Source organism: Acinetobacter sp. YH12251 (assembly GCF_013417465.1).
Lineage (GTDB): Bacteria > Pseudomonadota > Gammaproteobacteria > Pseudomonadales > Moraxellaceae > Acinetobacter > Acinetobacter amyesii.
On sequence record NZ_VPDZ01000009.1, the window covers coordinates 123740 to 146339 of the forward strand.

The window sequence follows — 22600 nt, forward strand, 5'->3', positions numbered from 1 at the left end:
TTCGTTTTTAAATCATGATTTTAATCAAAATCCATGAAACAACTTATTCATGTCTTTGCATACATATTCTTTAAAATGATAGGCGCGCGCATGTTTGGCATCAAATTTAGCTTCTAAATCGCCTTTTTTGAAAATATAAACACGATCCTCTTTACTGACTAAAAATTCTGCCCCCAGTTTCATCAAAAGCGCATCGATTTTATCTTCATCTGCAATCGATTCATCTGCATTAATTTTATCGTAATTGCGTTTAATGCCTTTAATAAACATCGCGCTGCCTCTGAGAAAATAACAATGCGCGATTAAATCAGAGTCCTGCTTTTTTGCAAAGGCTTTTGATGCAATAAAGTCATGGCATTTAAAGCGCTAAGGGCAATCAACATTATTTTATAAAAACGCTTTAAATCACAATTCCTCACTTTACATTTACGTAAATCTACCTATGATGTAAAAACCGAAAAAAATAACCACCAAAACACATAAATGGAATTATGTGTATGATTTAAAAAAGGTTTCAAGATGAAAAAAATCCTACTCGCAAGCATTTTAGCAATGAGCACTCAATTGGCTTTTGCTGAAACTAAAACAGATGCCGTCGATCCTGAATTTGCTAAAGTGGAAGCTATGGTCAAGGCCAAAGATATGAATGGCGCCTACCAAACACTGAGCAAGCTTGCAGCAAAAGGTAATGCTCAGGCTATTTATAATTTGGGCTATCTTACTCAAACAGGTCAAGGCGTAGCGAAGGATGAGAAAAAAGCCATCCAACTCTATGAACAGGCTGCAGCCAAAGGCTACCCTGTTGCAAACTATGTTTTAGGTAAAAATTATGCAACGGGCACACTGGGCTTAAAACAAGACACCAACAAGGCCAAACAATATTTAGAACGCGCATCTTCGGCAGGTTTTGAAGATGCCTCCATCGACTATGCCATTTTACTTTTTGCAGAAAATAAACCTGAGTCAGATAAATTGGCACTCAGTAAACTTGATCCGCTGATTAAAAAAGGCAACTACCCTGCGATTCATGCCAAAGCACTTTATGACATCAGTGCAGGCTTTAAAGCTAAAAATGAAAAGCCTATTCAGCAAGGTCTAAATAGCATTCAAGAATTAGCAAAAAAAGGCTATGTCCCTGCATTGATGGCGGTGGGCAATATGTTTGTAAATGGCAATATCATCCCGCAAAATTTGCCTGAAGCTAAAAAAATATTTAGCGCATTAGCCAAAGAAAATATTCCGCAAGCGAAAGAATCTTTGGCAACCGTGGATAAAATGATTGCTGAACAAGCCAAAGCACCTAAAGCCAATGCGAAAAAGAGTTAATTAAGCATTAAAAAAAGCCCTGCACATGCAGGGCTTTTTCATGGGTTTAAGCAAATCTTGAGCTGATCAAAATCACGCCCACCACAGACTGATTAATACACCTGTTACGACAAAGCCCAAGATAGTACTCATCAACAAAGGCGTTAAGGTCTTTTCATTTAAGCCATAAACTTGTCCAAGCATGGCAAAAATCGTCGGCATCGGTAATGCGGCAATAATCGTCCCTGCATATAACATCTCTTGGCTGACATCGGTCAAATAGCGTAAGCCCAAATAAGTCAGTAAAGGCATCACCAAGTTGCTTGAAATCACCAAATAGAAGCTCTGAGCATTCACATACTTTAAGCTCATGCCGACGATCCCTCCACCAATTGCAAACAGCGCCAGTGGTGAAGCCGTTTGACCTAACATCGCCAGTACATCATTGATTTGATGTGGCAAACGAATTTGGAAAATTGCAAACCCAATCCCTAGCATTACCCCTGCAAAGAGTGGATTTTTTAACAGGGTCATTAAGGTATTTTTGATGATGTCGCCAATATTGGCTTTTTGCTGTGAACTTCCTAATTGCGCAAGGACCAGCACCGTTGGAATCAGTAGCACACTTTCAATGATGACGATTAGTGAGGTATAGGTCATCGCATTTTGACCGACCAATAAGCTTAGGACAGCGGTGCCAATTAAGCCTGTATTTGACATGCCAGCGCCTAATGACAGTACCGCTGTTTGCGACATATTATTTTTAAAATGTGTCGACAATAGCCAATAGGCCATGCCATACAGTAAAAAAGTGACTCCGGTATAAACAAAGAAATAGCCGGGATACCAAATTTGATGCAAATCTTTAGAAGCTAATGACTGAAAAAACAAAGCCGGCAGTGCAATCTTAATCACAAATGCACCAATGGTTCCGACCTGTTCCTTGCTCAATAAACTGCATTTTACAGATAGATATCCCAAGGCCAAAAGAAAAAAGATTGGACCAATCACCTCAAAGACCATACGAAATATCCTGTGTAATAGACTCTTCTATCCACACCCTCAACCTGAGAGTGTAGATCGGCCCGTTATAAATTTTGAAAATTAGAAAGCCGTAAATTGACTTCTTTGTGCATGTGGCTGACAGCGTAAATACTGCGGAGAAATTTTTAGGTTTTCACCGAGTTCAGCAGCGGCATGCCATGGCCAACGCGGGTCATATTGAATTGCACGAGCAAGACCAATCGCATCTGCCATACCATATTGTAAGATGCCTTCGGCTTGCATTGCTTCGGTAATTAAACCCACAGCAATTACGGGAACCTGAACGGCTTGCTTAATAGCTTCTGCAAAGGGCACTTGATAACTGGCTTGTAATTGAATTTTTTGCGCAACATCTAAGCCGCCACTAGAAACATGAATATAGGCTGTGCCTAGTTGTGCAAGCGCTTTTGACAAGCCAACAGCCGAGTCTAGATCCCAACTCGGTGCTTCAGTATATTCCATCCAGTCGGTTGCGGATATACGTACCCCAATTGGATAATCTTCAGGAACGGCATTTTTCATGGCTTGGAACACTTCAAGCGTCAGCCGAATGCGATTTTCCAGACTGCCGCCATATTCATCGCTACGCCGATTCGACAATGGTGACATAAATTGATGCAGCAAATAACCATGTGCGGCATGTAGCTCAATTAAGTCAAAGCCTGCATCTACCGCTCGTTTTGCTGAATCGGCAAAGTCTTGAATGATCTGCTGGATTTCTTCTCGGCTTAAAGCATGGGGTGCATGATCTGTGGCATTAAAGGGCAACTCACTTGCTGAAACAGTTTGCCATCCTTGAGGGTGATCTGGGGGTAATTGTCCACGTCCTGCCCAAGGTTTATCTGTCGATGCCTTACGACCCGCATGTGCCAGTTGGATAGCAAATGGCATAGGTGAAAGTGATTTCACCTTGGCCAATAGTGCCTTCATCTGTGCGCGTTGCATATCATTCCAAAGGCCGAGGTCTGCATAGCTAATGCGCCCCTCTGCCTGTACAGCCGTTGCTTCGACGATACAAAGTCCAGCACCTGACAAGGCATAATTCGCCCATTGTTGCTCATGCCAATAGCTTAACTCCCCTTGCTCATTGGCTGAATACTGACACATGGGTGCAATCACGATTCGATTACTCAGCCCCAATGTTCCAAACTGAATTGGTTGAAATAACAACGCCACATCACTCTCCTTTTAGAAGGCTTTGGTCACACTTAATCCTGCACTCCAATTCAAACCATCAGCGGGTTCAAAGAAGCGTCCGTTTCCATCATTGACGATCACTGAGCCGACATAGTTCTCATCAAACAAATTATCTGCACGTACATAGGTTTTAACTTTCCAATCTGCTTGTTTCCACACATAACCTGCGTTGGCAGAAACCACGGTATAGCTCGACGCGGCATCACTGTTGGCATCATCGACATAGACTTTATCCATATAGCGAACATCTAGGCCGGCATTAAAGCCAATATCTGGCTGCCAATTCAGTGCGGCAAACGCTTGGTTTTTGGCAATACCCGGTATATAAGTGCCTTTGACGACATCACTGTCAGGAATTGCAGCATCAAATGTGGCATCGATATAACTGTAGCTTGCTTGCGCGCTTAAATCTCGCCATAGTTGTTTATTCCACGAAAGCTCAACACCTTCACGTAAGGTTTTATCGGCATTTTTATAGGTTGAACGACCATTGATACTTCCTGCAGAGACGATGTCATCTTGAGTTTTGCTTTGGAATACCGCTGCAGTGAAATTCCCCCATGCATTTTGTGATTTAAGCCCAAGCTCGTAGTTATCGCTACTGGCTGGTTTTAAATCAAAATTCATGCCGTCATCTTTGGAGTAGGCCATTTCTGTAAAGGTTGGTGTTTCAAAACCTTTGGCATAACTGGCATAGGCATTCAGTTGAGGCGCAATATTCCAGCTTACTGCTGCTGAAGGTAAAACTTTGTCATAGTCAGTTTTACCGCTGTCATCCTTATTTAAACCCACGACATATTTATCGTCAGATTCATAATGAACATTGCTATATCGTAGCCCTGTATCTAAAGTCCAATTGGGTAAAAAATTCCACGAAGCTTGGACATAGGGGTCTAAATTCCACAAGGTGTTATTTTCATTTCGACGAATATTGCCTTTCTTGCCAAAATTTCCATTGGCATCAAAATTTTCATAGCCCTTACGGTCTTCATCCATATAGTCAAAGGCTAGGCCTGCAGTAAAACGCGTATTCGGCAAGAGGTCTTTGCCTGTCCAGCGAATATCTGTTCCATAATAATCACGGCTAAAATCAATCACACCGCCTGCATGGCGCGCATTATTTTGTGGATTTTTGGGGATGGACTGATACTGCACCACATCACGTTGCCCCATATACACCATTGCATTGAGTTCATGCTGCTCATTCAATGGTTTTTTCCACGTCAACCCAGTTTGAGTTTGGCTAATTTCCTTACGTACATCATAGGTATTATTGGCATCATTAACTTGTTTTGGATTTTGACGCAATTGCTCCCGATTCAGACCTTGTGGATCATCGGCATTGATATCCACATGATTCACAATCCAATTGACCTTGGAACCATCATCCAAATCCCAAGTCAGTTTTGCATTGCTAAGTACTTTATTTGCGGCACTATGATCACGGTAGCCATCGGTTTCAAAATAAGAAGAACTCACGACATAGCTAGGCTCATTGGCCTGTTCCGAGCCACCTTGCAGCACAATGTCAGCACGACTTTTATGATGACTGCCGCCCGAATAACCAAGTTCGATAGAGTCTTTTCCTGTGCCTTGCTTGGTCGTTGTTAAGATCGCCCCACCCGAAGAATTACCGTATAAAGAGGAAAATGGCCCACCCAATACCTCGATATGATTTAAGCTACTCATATCGATATTTGATGTCTGTCCCTGACCATCCGGCATGGTCGCAGGGATTCCATCAACATATAAACGGATACCACGCACACCAAATGTTGAACGTGCGCCAAAGCCTCGCATAGACAGTTGCAAGTCTTGTGCATAGTTTTCACGGTTATTCAGTTGTAGTCCGGGCACACCTTTTAAAGTTTCAGACAGATTCACACCCGTATTGTTATTATTTTCAGCCTGCTGTACACGGTATACCGATGCAGGTGTTTTTAACCACGTGGTATTGGTTCGTGGTGCTTCAATGGTAATCTCAGGAAGTAAAACAGGTTCCGTAGAACCTGTTTCTGCATACAGCTGCTGGCTAATACATGCCGTTAGGCAAAGTAAATGTGTCTTAAATGATGTGACGTTAAATTTACTTTGCATAGAGCACCTATTTTGACATTAGAATATTACCTTAGAGCTTAAACCAATTAGGAAAGCATCATCAACCCGATTTGTTGAGCCTGGGTTAATCACATATTGTAAACTTGGGCGAATCATCAACCATTTCGTCGGGTTATGGCTATAGTTCAACTCGACATTATATTCTGCGCTTGCATCAAATTTCTCAGCAGAAAGTCGATCATTGACATGCACACGGTTCACGCCCAAGCCAACCATATCGTTTGGTAAACGATCGGCCAATCCAATGTATTTCAAACCCAACTGCTGTGAGTTATCAACTTTTGTGGTGACACGATCATGCCAAGTAAAATTAGCAAAGCTATGCAAGCCACGTTTGCCTTCACCAGTAGACGTTAACTGTTGCTCAATCGCGACCCAACCACCAAAGGTACGATCTTCAGCTTCACCCGAAATAATGTCTTTTTGATTTTTTACATTATCTGCAGTGTTGTACATCGCACCAAAGCGGTAGCTCCCCGGTAAGCCATTTACAAATGATTTTGGTGTCCAAACCAATTCTACGGGAATAGTTACGCCATCAGCATGATCTGTATCTAGACTCCAACCTTGACCTTCTGCTTTGGCATTACCATTGTCAGGGTTAAATTCATAAACACCGACTTGTGCCGCAAGTTCTGGCGTTGCTTGGTATTTCACACGTCCACCCCATTGTGAAACTGGAGTATTCATCCACATAGAACCTTGCCATTTACCCATTTGCGCTGCACAAAATGCGGTGCTGGCAAAGTCACATGCCATCACGTTAAAGTCCATACCTAGACCTAAACGACCTGCTTTTACACTAATGCCTTGTTCTTTGAAATTCTTTTCAATCGAAAGCTCGGTTAAGCGGCTGTCTTGGTTACCACGGCCAAAATTGGCTTGTGCATTTGCCAATTGAGGAACATCCCCTTGCAAATCACGAACTGAGGTACTTTGACCTTGACGAGCAGTCATTACAGCACGCACAGTCACGCCATCCCAACCTGCAAGTTTTTCCATATCAAGCTGTGTTCCTAACCACAATTGGCTGGCTACCGTTGCTGAATGTCCCGGATTACGACCGCCATCGGCAAGATAGGCAGCATCAGCAGCAATATTGGCTTCAAACTTCACACCTTGTTGTGCAAGTTCGGTACGTTTACCATCCCAATCCCCGAGCATGTACTGACCTTTAGTGTCGAATGCTTCTGTGGCGTGAACATGTGTCATGGCTGCTGCAACAAATGCAGGTAGAAGAGCTAGACTGTATTTTTTCATGGTAAAACCTAAATCTGGAGAGAGTCTCTAGACAAGCCACATGGCTTGAAATCTAATGTCACAAAAATTACATAATTTTTCACGTTCTATCTCAGCATTATTTTTATCATTCACAAAACTTTAATTTATCAATAAGTGACTTTAAATAAATCTATTGTTATGTAATATTTTTAGTGATTATTTTTCAATATCTTATATATCTATTAATTCAATTGTTTAACTTCTGATCGCTTTTTCAAACTCATTATTGTGACTTGTTGGTTTATTATTCTCACAATTAATAATCAATAACCTATTCATATACTCCCTTAGGCCGCGATGAAACTTGCATTCTGTAGGGCTAGACCCAATAGTATGCATAACTTGAATGATCCATTGCTTCGACCTTTATGCCTGAATTACCAGAAGTAGAAACCACTAAAACCAGTTTATTGCCATTATTGAATGAAAAGGTTCTCAAAGTTGAGGTTTTTCAGTCGAGCCTGCGTTGGCCTATTCCTGACGACATTCAAAAACTCGTCGGACAAAAGCTGCTTCAGCTCAGCCGTCGATCAAAATATATTTTGGCTGAATTTGAACAGGACAGCATGTTGTGGCATTTGGGCATGTCTGGCAGTTTTCGGATTTGTGAAGGTGATGAAGCATTACGAAAGCATGATCATCTGGTGATTCATTTTGAAGATATGCAATTGCGCTATCACGATCCACGCCGTTTTGGCTGTATTTTATGGTTAGATGCATCGTCTCAAAGCAAACTGATTGACACGCTTGGCCCTGAACCGCTGAGTGATGACTTTAATGCTGAATACTTATTCCAAAAATTTAAAAATAAGCAGACCAGTATCAAAGTATCGATCATGGACAATCATATTGTGGTTGGTGTCGGCAATATCTATGCAACGGAAAGCTTATTTAACTTAGGCATACACCCTGCGCAGCCTGCATCAAGTTTGAGTTTTGAACAAGTTGAAAAAATGGTCATCGAAATCAAACGTATTTTAAAACAAGCCATTGATTTAGGCGGTTCGACTTTACGTGATTACACCAATGCGATGGGCGAAAATGGTTATTTCCAACAAACCCTACTCGCCTACGGACGTGCCGGTGAAATGTGCATCAACTGTGAAACCATCTTGCAAAATATCAAACTAGGGCAACGCGCATCGGTGTTTTGCCCTGAGTGCCAGCCTTTAAAAAAGGTTAAAATGCTGACTAAGAAAACCGTGAAAGGAAATAACGCATGAAGTCTGCGATTGTTCGCCACATATTAGTCAAAGATAAAGAACTATGTGAGCAACTGAAAAAGAAAATCAAAGGCGGTGCGGACTTTGCCAAAATTGCAAAGCAGCATTCGACATGCCCTTCAGGTAAAAAAGGCGGTGAGCTTGGCGACATTAAAAAAGGCCAACTGGTTGGTCCAATTGATAAGGCAGTTTTTACTTTGCCCGAACGTGAACTACATGGCCCAATCAAAAGCCAGTTTGGCTGGCATTTATTAGAAATTAAGTTTCGGATGTAACATAGCACCCACATTGAACATGCTATAACGAGTATATCGCGAATATGTGCTTTTCATCTTAAAGCACATAATTCCAGTATTTTTTTCAATCGTTCAGAACATTGGCTGGCGGTTTTCAATCATATAATATAAATCATAGCAACCAGATAACATTGCACTAAATCAATTCTACTTAATAATAAATAAAGGACATTCCATTGGGCTATTACAACTATTTTCGTCTTGGCACTGTCGATACAACAGATTTTACAATCATTCGAGGTGAACGAAAGCATGCACTTATCCAAGCATTATATGATGATCAAGATATGAACCCTCATGGTGAAGTCCAGTTGGCACTAGATTTAGATGGGAATCGTAACGATGAATCAAAATGGTATGATGCGATACAGCAAATTAGCAAATTATCCAAAAATCACCCTTTAGTCTTATTTATATTAGGTCAACAAGCCTGCGCACCCGAATCACCTGAAGAAGCAAATGAAGTATTTACAGGCATTCGAAATGGCATTGTTTTTTCGACATCAGAACCTAAGTTTATGAAAATGACTCCTCAACAAAATTCACAATAAAAAACGGCGCTTTAAGCGCCGTTTTCACTGCTAAAGGATTAACCTTTACGTTTTAATTCATCACGAATTTCACGAAGTAATTCGATATCTTCTGGAGTCGCCTCTGGAGCTGGCTCTTCAACTTTTTGACGGCGCAATTTGTTCATCAATTTCACTAACCAGAATACGACCCATGCCAAAAGCAAGAAGTTGATTAAGATGGTTAGGAAGTTACCGTAAGCCAAAACATTAAGGCCTGCATCCTGTGCTGCTTTTAGCGTGGTTAAATTGTTTGGGTTATCGCCCAATACTAAGAACCAATTTGAATAATCAACGTCACCACCAAGGATCCAAGAAATAAAAGGCATGATAATGTCTTTTACCATTGAATCGATGATTTTACCGAAAGCACCACCAATGATGACACCTACAGCCAAGTCCATCACGTTGCCTTTTACGGCAAATTCTCTAAATTCTTGAATAATACTCATGTGATCTCCAGAAATTTTTTTCAGCTTTAATTTTGTGACGAAGTATACATTATATCTATATAACTATTTCCACCTAATTTACTTGGTTTATATTAGATTCTAAATACCATGTATAAAAATTCACACAAAACATTTTTAATTTTGGTAATACATTCTATTAAAAAGGATTTATCAAAATTATGCATGTCGAATTAAATGAATAAAGTCATTCAACTTTTGCATTTTTATTCAAAACACCCATGCATAAAAAAACCGCTAACCTAAGTCAGCGGTTTTTTTGAAACTGTAAAATTAAACGTTACGGTTACGTTTACGTTCGTTTTCAGTCAACCAGCGTTTACGGATACGGATTGACTTAGGCGTTACTTCAACTAATTCGTCGTCTTCAATAAATTCAAGCGCTTGTTCAAGCGTAAATTCAATGTGCGGAACAAGAGTCAACGCATCATCAGTACCAGAAGCACGTACGTTAGTTAGCTGTTTCGCTTTAGTTGGGTTAACAGTCATGTCGTCTGAACGTGAGTTAATACCAACGATCATACCTTCATAAACTTCTAACTGAGGTTTAGCGAATAGACGGCCACGGTCTTGTAAGCTGAATAGTGCATAGCCCAAGCAAGTACCTTGAACCATAGAAATCAACACACCATTTTGACGTTTCGCAACAGTACCTTGTTTCATAGGACCGTAGTGCGAGAAGCTAGAAGTCATGATACCTGTACCTGAAGTCATAGTTAAGAATTCAGAACGGAAACCAATCAAACCACGTGAAGGAACTGTTGCTTCAATACGGATACGGCCTTTACCGTCAACTTCCATATTGGTCATTTCACCTTTACGGTGACCCATTTGTTCCATTACAGCGCCTTGGTGCTGCTCTTCAACGTCAAACGTTACGTTTTCGTATGGCTCTTGTTTTTCACCATCAATTTCTTTAATGATTACTTGTGGACGTGATACGCCCATTTCAAAGCCTTCACGACGCATGTTTTCAATAAGAACTGAAAGGTGAAGCTCACCACGACCAGATACTTTGAAACGGTCAGGACTGTCAGTATCTTCAACACGTAATGCTACGTTGTGAATCAATTCGCGATCTAGACGTTCACGGATATTACGTGAAGTTACGAATTTACCTTCTTTACCAGCAAACGGTGAGTTGTTTACTTGGAAAGTCATCGATACTGTAGGTTCGTCTACAGAAAGTGCAGGTAAAGCTTCAACTGCTTTTGGATCACAGATTGTGTCAGAGATATGAAGTTCATCAATACCCGTTACACAAACAATGTCACCAGCAGAAGCTGATTCAACATCGATACGCTCTAAACCATGGTAACCCATGATTTTTAAGATACGACCGTTACGTGTTTTACCGTCTTTGTCGATTACAGTTACAGGAGTGTTTAATTTCACTGAACCACGTTGAATACGACCAACACCGATAACACCTACGAAGCTGTTATAGTCAAGTGAAGACACTTGCATTTGGAATGGACCGTCAACGTCAACCGCTGGTGGTTCAACGATGTCTACAATTGTTTCGAACAATGGAGTCATGTCTTCAGCAAGTTCTTCTGGAGATGGACCAGCCACACCACGAAGACCTGAAGCATATACAACTGGGAAGTCTAACTGTTCGTCAGAACCACCAAGGTTGTCGAACAAATCGAATACTTGGTCAATTACCCAGTCTGGACGAGCGTTTGGCTTGTCGACTTTGTTAATAATTACGATTGGTTTCAAACCACGTGCGAACGCTTTTTGCGTTACAAAACGAGTTTGTGGCATTGGGCCTTCTTGAGAGTCAACAAGAAGAAGTACGCAGTCAACCATTGACATTACACGTTCTACTTCACCACCGAAGTCGGCGTGTCCCGGGGTATCCACGATATTGATACGGTATTCAGTGTTAGTACGCTTGTCTAACCATTTGATTGCAGTGTTTTTTGCAAGAATGGTAATACCACGTTCACTTTCAATAGCGCCAGAATCCATTACACGTTCGATCTCGCCTGCGCGATCGCCAAGAGCACCTGATTGCTGTAAAAGTTTGTCTACAAGAGTAGTTTTACCATGGTCGACGTGCGCGATGATGGCAATGTTACGGAGAGTTTTAATATCTGACATGTGAATTCGATACGCCTAAAGTTTGAGGGCAAATTATACAGAAAAAATATAGATTTTAGTAGTGACAGTTTATTGACAATCGCATTTTTTTTGACGACTGGTACGCTTTTGGTTTTGTAAAGCTGTGTAAACAGATTAGAATAGCGCCACCTAGCCTTAATTTTCAGTGCCGCATGTCTGATTTAAACCAATCTCCCGAAGCAAAAGATCAACTCGATTTAGTCTATGGATTGAATGATCGACCAAAACCTTTTATTGCTTTTCTCGCTGCGTTCCAACATTTATTGGCCATTATTGTCCCAATTGTGACGCCGGGTCTGCTGATCTGTTTGGCACTTGGTGTGTCAAAAGAAGACACCAATATGATTCTGTCGATGTCATTGGTGATCTCTGGTATCGCAACCTTTTTACAATGTAAAAAAGTCGGTCCATTTGGTGCAGGTCTCCTGATTGTACAAGGAACCAGCTTTAACTTTATTGGTCCTATTATCGGTATTGGTTCTGCAATGGTTGCGGCAGGTACACCTGTAGAAGCAGTTATGGCATCTATCTTTGGTGTGGTGATCGCGGGTTCATTCATTGAAATGGGTGTGTCACGAATCTTACCTTGGGTGAAAAAACTGATTACCCCATTGGTAACAGGTATTGTGGTGCTATTGATTGGTCTGACTTTAATTAAAGAAGGCCTGATCAGCATGGGTGGTGGTTATCAAGCCATGGGCGATAAAACATTTGCCAATGCAGACAACCTCATCATGTCTTGTACCGTTTTGGCACTGATCATTTTATTGAACCGTGTGCGTATTACATGGGTAAAAAGTTCTGCCATCCTAATTGCCTTAGTCGTGGGTTACATCCTTGCAGGCTTTATGGGTCATTTAAACTTTGATGGCTTAAAAGATGCGCCACTGGTTCAAATTCCAACACCGATGCACTTTGGCTTAAGCTTCTCTTGGAGCTTGTTTATTCCAATGGCATTTATCTACCTTGTGACATCTTTGGAAGCGATTGGCGATATTACCGCGACGTCTAAGCTTTCAAATCAAGCTGTAGATGGCCCTGAATGGATGAAGCGTATTAAAGGTGGTGTATTGGTGAATGGTGCAAACTCATTCCTTGCCGGTATCTTTAACACGTTCCCAAGTTCTGTTTTCGCGCAAAACAACGGTGTCATTCAGTTAACAGGTGTTGCAAGCCGCTATGTAGGCATTTGGATTGCTGCCCTATTGGTTATTTTAGGCTTACTTCCTGCTGTAGCAGGTGTCATTCAGGCAGTTCCACAAGCCGTGCTTGGTGGTGCTGTGATGGTGATGTTTGGTGCCGTGGCTGCCTCGGGTATTAATATCTTGTCAGGCATTCATTTAGACCGCCGCGCACTATTAATCATTGCGATTTCATTGGCATTGGGTCTAGGTGTTGCACAAGTACCACAAATCCTTGAACATCTTCCTGAATTGTTCCGTAATATCTTCAGTTCAGGCGTTGCCACTGGTGGTATCGCTGCCCTTATTTTGAATATTGTTCTTCCTGAAGTGAAGAAGTAAGTTCATTTGTCAAAGAACACTGCCTAGGTTCCGCCCTAGGCAGTGTTTTTTATGATGGAGAAATCTATGGATCTCACAAGTGAAGTCGTTATACGACAGATCGATTTATTACAAGATCGCGTGCTTTTCGTAAATGCACCGACAGATGACTTACTCAGTCAATTGAATGACAATATTAAGCCATCGATTTGGTGCTGGAATTTTAATGATTTTCAGTACTTTCAAAATCAACAGTCAAACGTCCATTTTGGTGTCGATTTTCCTGAAGGTCAGTTTGATCAAGCGGTTATTTTTGTTCCTAAATCAAAAGAACTGCTGAATTATTTATTACACAATGTGGCAAGTCACCTTGCTCAAGGTGCGTCTATTTTCCTCGTGGGTGAGAAAAAAGGCGGTGTTGAACGCGCAGCAAAACAATTACAACCCTTTGGTAAAACCCTAAAAATTGATAGTGCACGTCACTGTCAAATGTGGCAAACCCTCTTAGAAAAAACTGTAACACTCAAGCCACTACAAGATTGGGTGCAAAAATATCCAGTTGAGACTCCAAATGGTGAGCTTACGATTTGCGCACTGCCGGGCGTATTTAGCCAGAACCGTTTAGATGTGGGTACGGCTACCTTATTGCCTTATTTATCACAAGTCACTTCGGGCAAAATTGCTGATTTCGGCTGTGGTGCGGGTGTCATCAGTGCTTATTTAGCCAAACTGAATCCTAAAAATCGTATCTTTGCCATGGATGTAGATGCTTTTGCACTGGCTTCTACACAAATGACATTTGAACAAAATTTGCTTGAACCTGAACAACTTGAGATTAAAGCTGTCACAGGAATCGAGGATGCACCACTATTTTTACATGCCGTAGTCAGCAATCCACCCTTCCATCAAGGGATTCAAACCGACTACAATGCCAGTGAAAATCTATGCAAAACTTCGCGCAGACATTTGAAGTCTGGGGGTGAGCTTTGGATTGTTGCCAACCGATTCCTCAATTATCCGACTTTAATTGAGCAGCATTATGGTCAATGTACAATCAAAGCCGACCAACAAGGATTTAAAGTCTTGTTTGCGAGCACGCAAAAAAATCTTAAGGAACAATGATGAGCGAAACTCAAAAACCAGCTCAGCTTCAGCGTAAGTTGGGTGCTCGCCATCTCAACATGATTGCAATTGGTGGATCAATTGGTACAGGTTTATTCCTTGCCTCAGGTGCAACCATTGCCAATGCAGGCCCGGGTGGCGCCCTGCTTGCATACTGCTTAATTGGTATCATGATTTACTTCTTGATGACCAGTCTAGGTGAGCTTGCAACACATAATCCAACTTCGGGTGCATTCTTTACCTACGGCACCAAATATGTCGAGGGTGGTTTCGGCTTCGCTTTGGGTTGGAACTATTGGTATAACTGGGCGATTACCGTGGCATTTGAATTGGTTGCAGTCCAATTCATTATGAAATTCTGGTTTCCAGATATTCCGGGCTTTTACTGGAGTGCGATTTTCCTCGCAATCGTCTTTGCCATTAATGCGCTGACCGTAAAAGGCTTTGGTGAATCCGAATTCTTCTTCTCGCTTGTTAAAGTGCTCGCAATTGTTGCCTTTATCATTATCGGTCTGTTTATGATTGGCAAAATCATGCTGACACCGGGCGTAGAAACATTTGCCAACTGGACCAAGGGTGAAGCCCCATTTGTCGGCGGTTTATCTGCCTTGATTGGTGTAGCCATGATTGCCGGTTTCTCTTTCCAAGGGACTGAAATGGTTGGTGTGGCTGCAGGTGAATCGAAAGATCCTGAAAAGACCATTCCTATTGCCATCAAGCAAATTTTCTGGCGTATCTTGTTGTTTTATATCGTGTGTATTTTCATTATCGGCACTCTTATTGCCTATGATGACCCACGTTTATTACAAGCAGCATCTACTGAAAATATTGCACTATCACCATTTACCTTACTGTATGAAAAAGCAGGTTTTGCTTTTGCTGCATCGGTGATGAATGCGGTGATCTTGACTGCGATTTTATCAGCGGGTAACTCTGGTATGTACTCCTCTACTCGTATGCTGTTTGATATGGCACGTAAAGGCAGTGCGCCGAAAGTCTTTGGTCGCTTAGATTCACGTGGCGTACCGATGAATGCACTTTATGCAACGACGGCGATCGCGGCACTATGCTTCTTAACCACATTTATCGGTGAACAAGCGGTCTTTAACTGGTTACTGAACATGTCAGGTATGTGTGGCTTTATTGTGTGGCTCGGTATTGCAGTTTCACATTATCGCTTCCGTAAAGGCTACTTGGCTCAAGGCAATAAATTAGAAGATCTTGCTTACCGTGCAAAATTCTTCCCATTTGCACCGTGGTTTGCCTTTATTTTGTGTGCCATCGTGGTCCTTGGTCAGAACTATCAAGCCGTTTTAGATGGTGAATGGTTGGCCGTTGTTTCTACCTATATTGGTATTTTCTTATTCCTTGCCATTTGGTTCGGTTATAAGTGGAAACACAAAACTAAGTTGGTTTCCTATCAAGAAATGGATGTAAAACCAATGAAAGTTGATCAAGAATAATGTGATCACTGAATAAAAATAAGCAGCCTAAGGGCTGCTTTTTTTATAGCTAAAATTGTATCTCAATACATTCACGCTTTAGCAAAATATTTCGTGAGTAATGTTGAGGAATACTGTCTGATCTATCACCAACAACTGATACGCTCACTCAATCATGTTAAGCACCGAAAATAAAAACGCCCAATGCAATGCATCAGGCGTTTGTTCAAAAGTAACTACGTTTTCAGGTTAAATTTTTCAATACTTAAGAAGCATTTTGCTGTTGTACAAAGGAAATAAACTCCTCTTCACTCATCACAGGTACACCCAACTTTTCAGCCTTTTCTAATTTAGAACCTGCCTTTTCACCTGCAACTACACATTTGGTTTTACCCGAAACACTACCACTGACACGTGCGCCTAAGGCTTGAAGCATTTGCGTCGCTTCATCACGACCCATGGTACTCAATGTCCCAGTAATCACCCAACTCTCGCCATTCAGCGGCTGACGACTTGGTGCAACGGGTGCATCCCAATGAATCCCAGCTGCCAACAAACGATCAACCACTTCGAGGTTATGCGGCGCTTGGAAAAAGTCGACAATCCATTCAGCGGTAATATCACCAACGTCTGGCGTTTTTTTCAAGGATTCGAGATCTGCATGACGAATCGCATCAAAGGTTTGGAAGGTATTGGCGAGCATGCGTGCCGTGGTTTCACCCACGCCTCGAATGCCGAGTGCATAAATAAATGCACTTAGTGTCGTTTTCTTACTGTTTTCAATAGAATCGATGAGGTTTTGAACCGACTTTTCACCCATTTTTTCAATGGTCAGTAATTTTTCACGATGCTCAGGCAAGCTATAAATATCAGCAACATCTTTGAGCAGATCCAGATGTAAAAGAGATTCCGCCCAACGGTCGCCTAAGCCCTCAATGTCCATAGCTTTACGCGATACAAAGTGACGAATCGCCTCAATACGCTGTGCAGCACAGTACAAACCACCTGAACAACGTGCCAAGGCTTCACCTTCGGGCATCACCACAGGTGAAGAACAGACAGGACAACATTCGGGCAATTGAACTTCAACTGTTTCTACAGGTCGAAATTCAGGCCAAACTTTTTCCACTTTGGGAATCACATCACCACTACGGTAAACACTCACGGTATCGCCTACACGGACATCTAAACGGTGAATTTCACCAATATTATGTAGAGTGACATTGGAAACCGTTACGCCACCGACTGCCACAGGGTTTAAACGCGCGACTGGGGTTAAAGTCCCTGTACGCCCCACTTGCCAATCAATATTTTCAACTGTCGTCAGCGCTGCGACTGCAGGGAATTTATATGCCGTTGCCCAGCGCGGTTCACGACTTAAAAAGCCCAGTGTTTGCTGTTGCTTCAGGCTGTTTACCTTAATCACCATGCCATCAATTTCAACGCTCAGGCTTGGTCGATCAATGATCATTTGCTCATACGCAGCTTGTACGTCCTGAATGCTGTCACATATAAAGTGACGTTCACCGACAGCAAAACCAAACTGTTTCAGCCATTCTAAGCTAGCAGACATGGTGGTTTGACCATGATGTGGTTCGCACTGTGCAATGCCATAAGCATAAAAAGCCAATGGACGTGAAGCCGCAATTGCAGGGTCGAGTTGACGTAAGCTTCCTGCTGCTGCATTTCGTGGATTGGCAAAGGTTTTTTCACCATTGGCTTCGTTTTCAGCATTGAGCTTTTCAAAGCCTGACTTTGGCATCAGGACTTCACCACGAACTTCAAGCAGACTTGGAATATTGGTCTGTGTAGAAGTCAGTACTTTAGGCAAATTACGAATGGTTTTTACATTTTGGGTAATATCTTCCCCTGTTTCACCATCGCCCCGTGTCACACCACGGATCAAAATACCATTTTCATACCAAAGAGAAATCGCCAGCCCATCAAATTTTAATTCGACATCATATTCAATTTTTTGATTCGGTAAGCGCTCTTCTACGCGGCGTGCAAAGGCAAATAAATCTTCTGCATTAAATACATTACCCAATGACAACATGGGTACTGCATGTGTCACCGACTCAAATTTGGAGAGCGCTTTACCACCCACTTTATTGGTCGGGCTATCGGGTTGAGTTAGCTCAGGATATTGCTCTTCAAGCGCTTTTAATTGGTGAAAAAGTTGATCATATTCACTGTCCTCAATTTCTGGCGTGTCCATGACATAGTAGGCATGGTTATGCTTCGCCAAGAGTTGAATCAGTTGTCGCATCTGTGCAACGACAGTGGATTGTTGTGTCATACATTCACCATAAAAAAGGGCGGTTCATACTCCGCCCTCAAATTTCATTATCTGTTGCTATTATAGAAACCCACTCGGTGAGTTTCAATCAAAGACGCTTAGACTTCGATAGCTTGACCTTGACGATAATCAATCGCTTGATGACGCCAATGTTCACGCATCTGCGGTGTAAATTCTTGGTTATTTTGATCATACACAGTACCGTCAATTTCACGTGCAATTAGACGTGAAATGCTGTCCATAGTATCAAAGGCATTTTGTACATCGCTGTGTGGAAGCGCTAAGAAGAAGGCCAAACCTTTTACTTCTTCAGTCGATAAAGTTTCAAGATCAAAACCTTGCGCAGCGCCATCATTATTCATTTGCAATACAGAGAATAATAACTTTGTACCTTCTTCATCATAGCGATGGAAACAGGCCATTTCGCCAAAACGCAGGCCGTATTTGAGTAACACTTTTAATGCTTTTTCACCCGACAAGGCACGGCTATCCGGGAACACATTTAAGGCGATATAAGTTTCCGCAGTCGCTAAAGCACTTTCTTCATCAACAATTTTTTGTTCATGTAAATGCGCATCCAAAATACTGCTTTCTTCATCAAAATCGCTGATTTCAGCTTTTTCAATTGCGCTATTTACACTAAATTCTGGCGCTTTTTCTACAGGAACAGCGTCTGCCTGAACGTGTGTCGCAGCAGTCGCTGCGTCATTGGCATCGGCGGCTACAGATGCAACCGTTGTAGAGTCAGTTGCTTCTGTAGACAATGTACTGTCTTCTGTTGCAGTTTGAGCGTTTTCAACTGAAACGGGATCCGTCGTTGTTGTCTCAGTCTTTGCCGTAGCCTCAACGCTCTGCTCTGCTTGTTCCGTTGCCGTTGCTTCTGGCGTTACATTTGCTTGAACAGCTTCAGTTGTTTCAACCGCTGTGACTTTTTCCTCAGCCAAAGTCGGCTCTACACGTTGCGTGGTTTCAGGTGTATTTAACTGATTTCGTACATGGCGCGGAATAACAGGTTGCTGACTATCAGGATTAATATGTAATTCGGTGTCAAGTGATGGCGCTGCATCTGCAGGTTTACGAAACATCATTCGAATACCCACAACCATGATAATTACAGCGATTACAATCCCAGCTATAGTGGTGATTTCCATGTTATGCCTCCGCAGCTAAACCGTATTCTTTGGCTTGCTCTATATTCACAGTCACTAATTTTGAAGTTCCTGGTTCTGGCATGGTCACACCAAGTAAGTCAGTTGCCATTGTCATAGCCAGTTTATTGTGTGTAATGTAGATAAATTGCACTTGTTCTGAAAGCTCTTTTACAAGATTACAAAATCTTCCTACATTTGCATCGTCTAAAGGTGCATCGACTTCGTCTAAAACGCAAAATGGTGCAGGATTTAGGCGGAAAATCGCAAAAACCAAAGCCAATGCGGTCAGTGCCTTTTCACCACCTGACAATAATGCCAAAGAGCTATTTCGTTTACCCGGTGGTCGTGCCATCAGTTTTACACCTGATTGCCAACCATCTTCAAGGCTTAAACTTGCTTCACCACCATTAAATACTTTCGGAAACAACGCTTGAAGTTCAGCATTAACCTTATCAAAAGTGGTCATAAACAGCTTTCGCGTTTCCTGATCAATGCTTTTCATCGCAGCTTGCAGTTGTTCAACGGTCTTTTGCAAGTCATCAATTTGGTGGCTTAAATCATCAAAGCGTTTAGAAACTTCAGTATATTCTTCTGCCGCAGCCAAGTTGACTGCACCCAATTTATCAAACTGCTGCTGTGCTTTTTCTAGTTTTTGCTGATGGGATACCACATCAATGCTTAAACCTGTCAGCATTTCGCTGTTCATTTCTTTCAGCTGTTCAGAATAATGCTGTAAATCAGACTGCGCGGATTGCCAAGCCAGACGCTTTTCTTCCAATTGCGTACGCAATTTTTCATCTTGCTGTTGATGTGAATGGCGTTGTTCCGTCAATGTCTGTTGTTTGCTCTGAACATTATTGAGTTCAAGCTGCCAGTCATTCCAGGTTTTTTGTAAACGTTCAGTGACTTGAGCCTGTTCAGAATACTGTGACTCAAGCGCAGGCAATTCTAACTGTACCGGATCGACAAATTTCTTCGCCTGTTCCATCTGTCCAATAATTTGCTGAGTTTGCGCTTTCAAAAAGACCGTGTCTTTTTCTAATAATTCAATCTGTTGTTTTGTCTGTACAGACTGACGACGCACAATTTCCAATTCTTGCTGACTGTGTAATGCCACTTGCTGAGCACTTTCCAGTGCTAGACTCAACTCTTCAACTTGGAATTGCAAGGTTTTATAATTGGGCAAAGCTTGCTCAAGCTTCATCGTCAGCGCATGCAAATCAATTTCCAAATCGTCTTTTTGCATGGCATCTTCTTCAAGCTGTGCTTCAAGTTGCTGTAATTGATCTTCTAACTGCTGCTTTTGTAATGCAAAAGCCTGATTGGAACTTTGTACCTTCGCAATGGCAACATCAGCATTTTGAATGTCTTTTTGCCAATTTTTTAATTGGCTATGTTGCTGTTGCAGATTTTGCTGTAAAGCTTGTACGGCATTTTGCAACTCAGGCAATTGGCCTTCTAGTTGCGTTAGCTTTGGCTGCTGCTCTGCAAGTAATTCAGTCAATTCATCTAAGCGAATACGGTGACTCAATGCACCTTGCCCTGCTTGGCTGTCCTCATCATAATCTAGACCAATCACCCAATCTGCACCGACATGATAACCATCGAGCGTGAGTATCGACTGACCAGCAGCCAGTTTAGCCTGATGGCTCAATGCCATCGGCAATGTTTCGGCAATTGCGACCTGCTGCCAGATTGAAAGCTGTGGTGCTTCAATCCACGTCGTCAAAGCATCTAATCCAACGATTTGTGCTGCGGTGTGGTGACTGCCTTTGACCTGACGTGCAACACTGTCTTGAAAATTATCACTGTGTCCCAAGACTTGGGCACTCAGCCATTTAGACAAAAATTTCTCGACCAGTTGTGCATGCTGTTTACCCTTTGTGCTCAACTGCAACTGCTGCATTAAATGTTGACGCTGGCTTTGCTGCTTTGGACTGGCTTTAATCATCAATTGGTTTAGGTTTTTCTGCTCTGACAACAGCACCTGTATTTCTGACTTTAGCTGCAGCACCATATTTTTATGCTGTGCCTGCTGTTCTTGTGCAGCTGTAAGCTGTGCTTGAGTTTCGGCAATCACCTGCTCTTGTTGCACAATTTGTTGTTCGAGCTGTTGCTTATTTTGCTGATACTGCTCCAACTCATCTTGCTGCGCCTGATGCTGAATTTGACCTCGTTGCTGTTGCAGAGTCTCACGTTGTTGCTCAATACGACCAATATTTTTGGTCAATTGTTCACTCTGCGCCAACATCTGTAGCTTTTGCTGTTGCTGCTTTTCAACTTGCCCACGGCATTGTTCAAATTGTTGAACCGCTTGTTGATGCTGAGCTTTCAAATCGGCCAATTGTTGAGTCTGATCTTGACTACTGCTTTCTTGGCGCTGTAATTGCTCAACAAATCCATCTTGCTGTTCTTGCAGCGTTTCCAGTTGTAACTCTAATAGCTGTAAACGTTCTTTGGTTTGAGCTTTTTGCTTTTCAAGCTCCACCAAACTTGCCGAATTTTGTGCAAATAAACCCTGCTTTTGCTCCAGCGTCATTTTCAACTCAGACAGTTTCTTTTCCGCCTGTTGCCATTCACTTTGTAAAGGAGTGGACTGTTGAATAAGCCGTTGAAATAAAGCACTGGTGGAAGATAAGTCATGTTCTAAGGTGTTCAGCTCAGAACGCACCAGTTTGAAAGTTTCCCCAAGCTCATTCATATGAAGCGTGTATTCTTGCTGTAAACGCATACTTTGTTCACATTGGAAAGACAGCACTTCAATTTTAATCGTGCGAATTTGGGTTTCTAATTCTTTGTATTGCACCGCCGTTTCAGACTGGCGTTTTAAGGTTTTCAGCTGAGATTTCAGTTCTGATGCAATGTCTTCGAGACGTTCTAAGTTTTGAGTGGTGTGTTCTAGATGCTGTAAAGTTTCACGACGACGAGCTTGATAGCGAGATACCCCAGCGGCTTCTTCAATATACACACGCATTTCTTCAGGTTTGGCATCGACCAAACGGTTGATCATGCCCTGTTCAATAATCGCATACGAACGTGGACCTAAACCGGTACCTAAGAAAATATCGGTAATATCACGACGGCGGCATTTGGTGCCGTTGAGGAAATATTCGGATTTACCATCACGATTGACCTGACGACGAACTGCTAGTTCAGTATAGGCATTATAAGCGCCACCTAGCTTGCCATAGGTATTATCAAAACGCAGTTCAACACTCGCCATCCCGACTGGTTTACGCTTAGCCGTTCCGGTAAAAATAACATCTTGCATGGTGCCACCACGCAATTGACGGGCACTGGACTCCCCCATAACCCAACGAATGGCATCAATCACATTGGATTTACCACAGCCGTTCGGTCCAACAACCGCACTACGGTTGCCTTCAAATTTTAGAGTTGTGCTATCGGCAAAAGATTTGAAGCCGGAAAGTTTTAAACTGCTTAAACGCAT

17 protein-coding genes are annotated in these 22600 nt (G+C 42.2%); 7 read left to right on the forward strand and 10 right to left on the reverse strand.

Features of this window, described 5'->3' with window-relative positions:
* Positions 1-24 precede the first annotated feature (24 nt).
* Positions 25-270, reverse strand: coding sequence for a hypothetical protein (locus FTV27_RS09780; RefSeq protein ID WP_078191141.1), 246 nt, complete (start codon positions 268-270; stop codon positions 25-27).
* A 249-nt stretch (positions 271-519) separates the two neighbouring features.
* On the opposite strand from FTV27_RS09780, the gene FTV27_RS09785 reads away from it, so the two are divergent.
* Positions 520-1326, forward strand: coding sequence for a tetratricopeptide repeat protein (locus FTV27_RS09785; RefSeq protein ID WP_180078250.1), 807 nt, complete (start codon positions 520-522; stop codon positions 1324-1326).
* A 72-nt stretch (positions 1327-1398) separates the two neighbouring features.
* On the opposite strand, the gene FTV27_RS09790 is transcribed toward FTV27_RS09785, so the two are convergent.
* From FTV27_RS09790 to FTV27_RS09805, 4 genes are all read right to left on the reverse strand, one after another.
* Positions 1399-2328 carry an AEC family transporter gene (locus FTV27_RS09790; protein ID WP_180027265.1) on the reverse strand — a complete coding sequence of 310 codons (930 nt, stop codon included), beginning with the start codon at positions 2326-2328 and terminating at the stop codon, positions 1399-1401.
* Positions 2329-2409: 81 nt separating this feature from the next.
* The gene (locus tag FTV27_RS09795; RefSeq protein WP_180078252.1) at positions 2410-3525 is read right to left on the reverse strand and encodes an NADH:flavin oxidoreductase/NADH oxidase; all 1116 of its coding nucleotides are present in this window, start codon (positions 3523-3525) and stop codon (positions 2410-2412) included.
* A 12-nt stretch (positions 3526-3537) separates the two neighbouring features.
* Positions 3538-5643 carry a TonB-dependent receptor gene (locus FTV27_RS09800; protein ID WP_180078253.1) on the reverse strand — a complete coding sequence of 702 codons (2106 nt, stop codon included), beginning with the start codon at positions 5641-5643 and terminating at the stop codon, positions 3538-3540.
* Positions 5644-5661: 18 nt separating this feature from the next.
* Positions 5662-6924: a carbohydrate porin gene (locus tag FTV27_RS09805; protein WP_180078255.1), complete on the reverse strand. Its 1263-nt coding sequence runs from the start codon at positions 6922-6924 to the stop codon at positions 5662-5664.
* A 389-nt stretch (positions 6925-7313) separates the two neighbouring features.
* On the opposite strand from FTV27_RS09805, the gene mutM reads away from it, so the two are divergent.
* The 3 genes from mutM to FTV27_RS09820 all read left to right on the forward strand — a co-directional run bounded on the left by mutM (position 7314) and on the right by FTV27_RS09820 (position 9015).
* On the forward strand, positions 7314-8168 hold the full coding sequence (gene mutM, locus FTV27_RS09810) for a bifunctional DNA-formamidopyrimidine glycosylase/DNA-(apurinic or apyrimidinic site) lyase (protein ID WP_180078257.1): 855 nt from the start codon (positions 7314-7316) through the stop codon (positions 8166-8168).
* A complete protein-coding gene (locus FTV27_RS09815) occupies positions 8165-8443 on the forward strand; it encodes a peptidylprolyl isomerase (RefSeq protein ID WP_078192338.1) in 279 nt (92 codons plus the stop codon). Before mutM ends, FTV27_RS09815 begins: the two co-directional genes overlap by 4 nt.
* A 197-nt stretch (positions 8444-8640) precedes the next feature.
* Positions 8641-9015 (forward strand): hypothetical protein, encoded by a 375-nt coding sequence (locus tag FTV27_RS09820; RefSeq protein ID WP_005007840.1) that lies wholly within the window; start codon positions 8641-8643, stop codon positions 9013-9015.
* 38 nt (positions 9016-9053) lie between these two features.
* Here the strand turns inward: FTV27_RS09820 and mscL are convergent, their stop codons facing one another.
* Both mscL and typA read right to left on the reverse strand, forming a co-directional pair.
* Positions 9054-9485, reverse strand: a complete 432-nt coding sequence (mscL, locus tag FTV27_RS09825) for a large conductance mechanosensitive channel protein MscL (protein ID WP_078192339.1) — start codon at positions 9483-9485, stop codon at positions 9054-9056.
* A gap of 291 nt (positions 9486-9776) precedes the next feature.
* The gene (gene typA, locus FTV27_RS09830; protein ID WP_078192340.1) at positions 9777-11612 is read right to left on the reverse strand and encodes a translational GTPase TypA; all 1836 of its coding nucleotides are present in this window, start codon (positions 11610-11612) and stop codon (positions 9777-9779) included.
* A 173-nt stretch (positions 11613-11785) separates the two neighbouring features.
* On the opposite strand from typA, the gene FTV27_RS09835 reads away from it, so the two are divergent.
* From FTV27_RS09835 to FTV27_RS09845, 3 genes are all read left to right on the forward strand, one after another.
* Positions 11786-13156 carry a uracil-xanthine permease family protein gene (locus FTV27_RS09835; RefSeq protein ID WP_078191151.1) on the forward strand — a complete coding sequence of 457 codons (1371 nt, stop codon included), beginning with the start codon at positions 11786-11788 and terminating at the stop codon, positions 13154-13156.
* Positions 13157-13222: 66 nt separating this feature from the next.
* Positions 13223-14257, forward strand: coding sequence for a methyltransferase (locus FTV27_RS09840; RefSeq protein ID WP_180055569.1), 1035 nt, complete (start codon positions 13223-13225; stop codon positions 14255-14257).
* Positions 14257-15720, forward strand: coding sequence for an amino acid permease (locus FTV27_RS09845; RefSeq protein ID WP_111884798.1), 1464 nt, complete (start codon positions 14257-14259; stop codon positions 15718-15720). The genes FTV27_RS09840 and FTV27_RS09845 overlap by 1 nt, the downstream gene beginning before the upstream one ends.
* 244 nt (positions 15721-15964) lie before the next feature.
* On the opposite strand, the gene ligA is transcribed toward FTV27_RS09845, so the two are convergent.
* From ligA to smc, 3 genes are all read right to left on the reverse strand, one after another.
* A complete protein-coding gene (gene ligA / locus FTV27_RS09850) occupies positions 15965-17998 on the reverse strand; it encodes an NAD-dependent DNA ligase LigA (protein WP_180078259.1) in 2034 nt (677 codons plus the stop codon).
* 98 nt (positions 17999-18096) lie between these two features.
* On the reverse strand, positions 18097-19149 hold the full coding sequence (locus FTV27_RS09855) for a cell division protein ZipA C-terminal FtsZ-binding domain-containing protein (RefSeq protein WP_180078261.1): 1053 nt from the start codon (positions 19147-19149) through the stop codon (positions 18097-18099).
* A 1-nt stretch (position 19150) separates the two neighbouring features.
* Positions 19151-22600 (reverse strand): chromosome segregation protein SMC, encoded by a 3450-nt coding sequence (gene smc / locus FTV27_RS09860; protein ID WP_180078263.1) that lies wholly within the window; start codon positions 22598-22600, stop codon positions 19151-19153.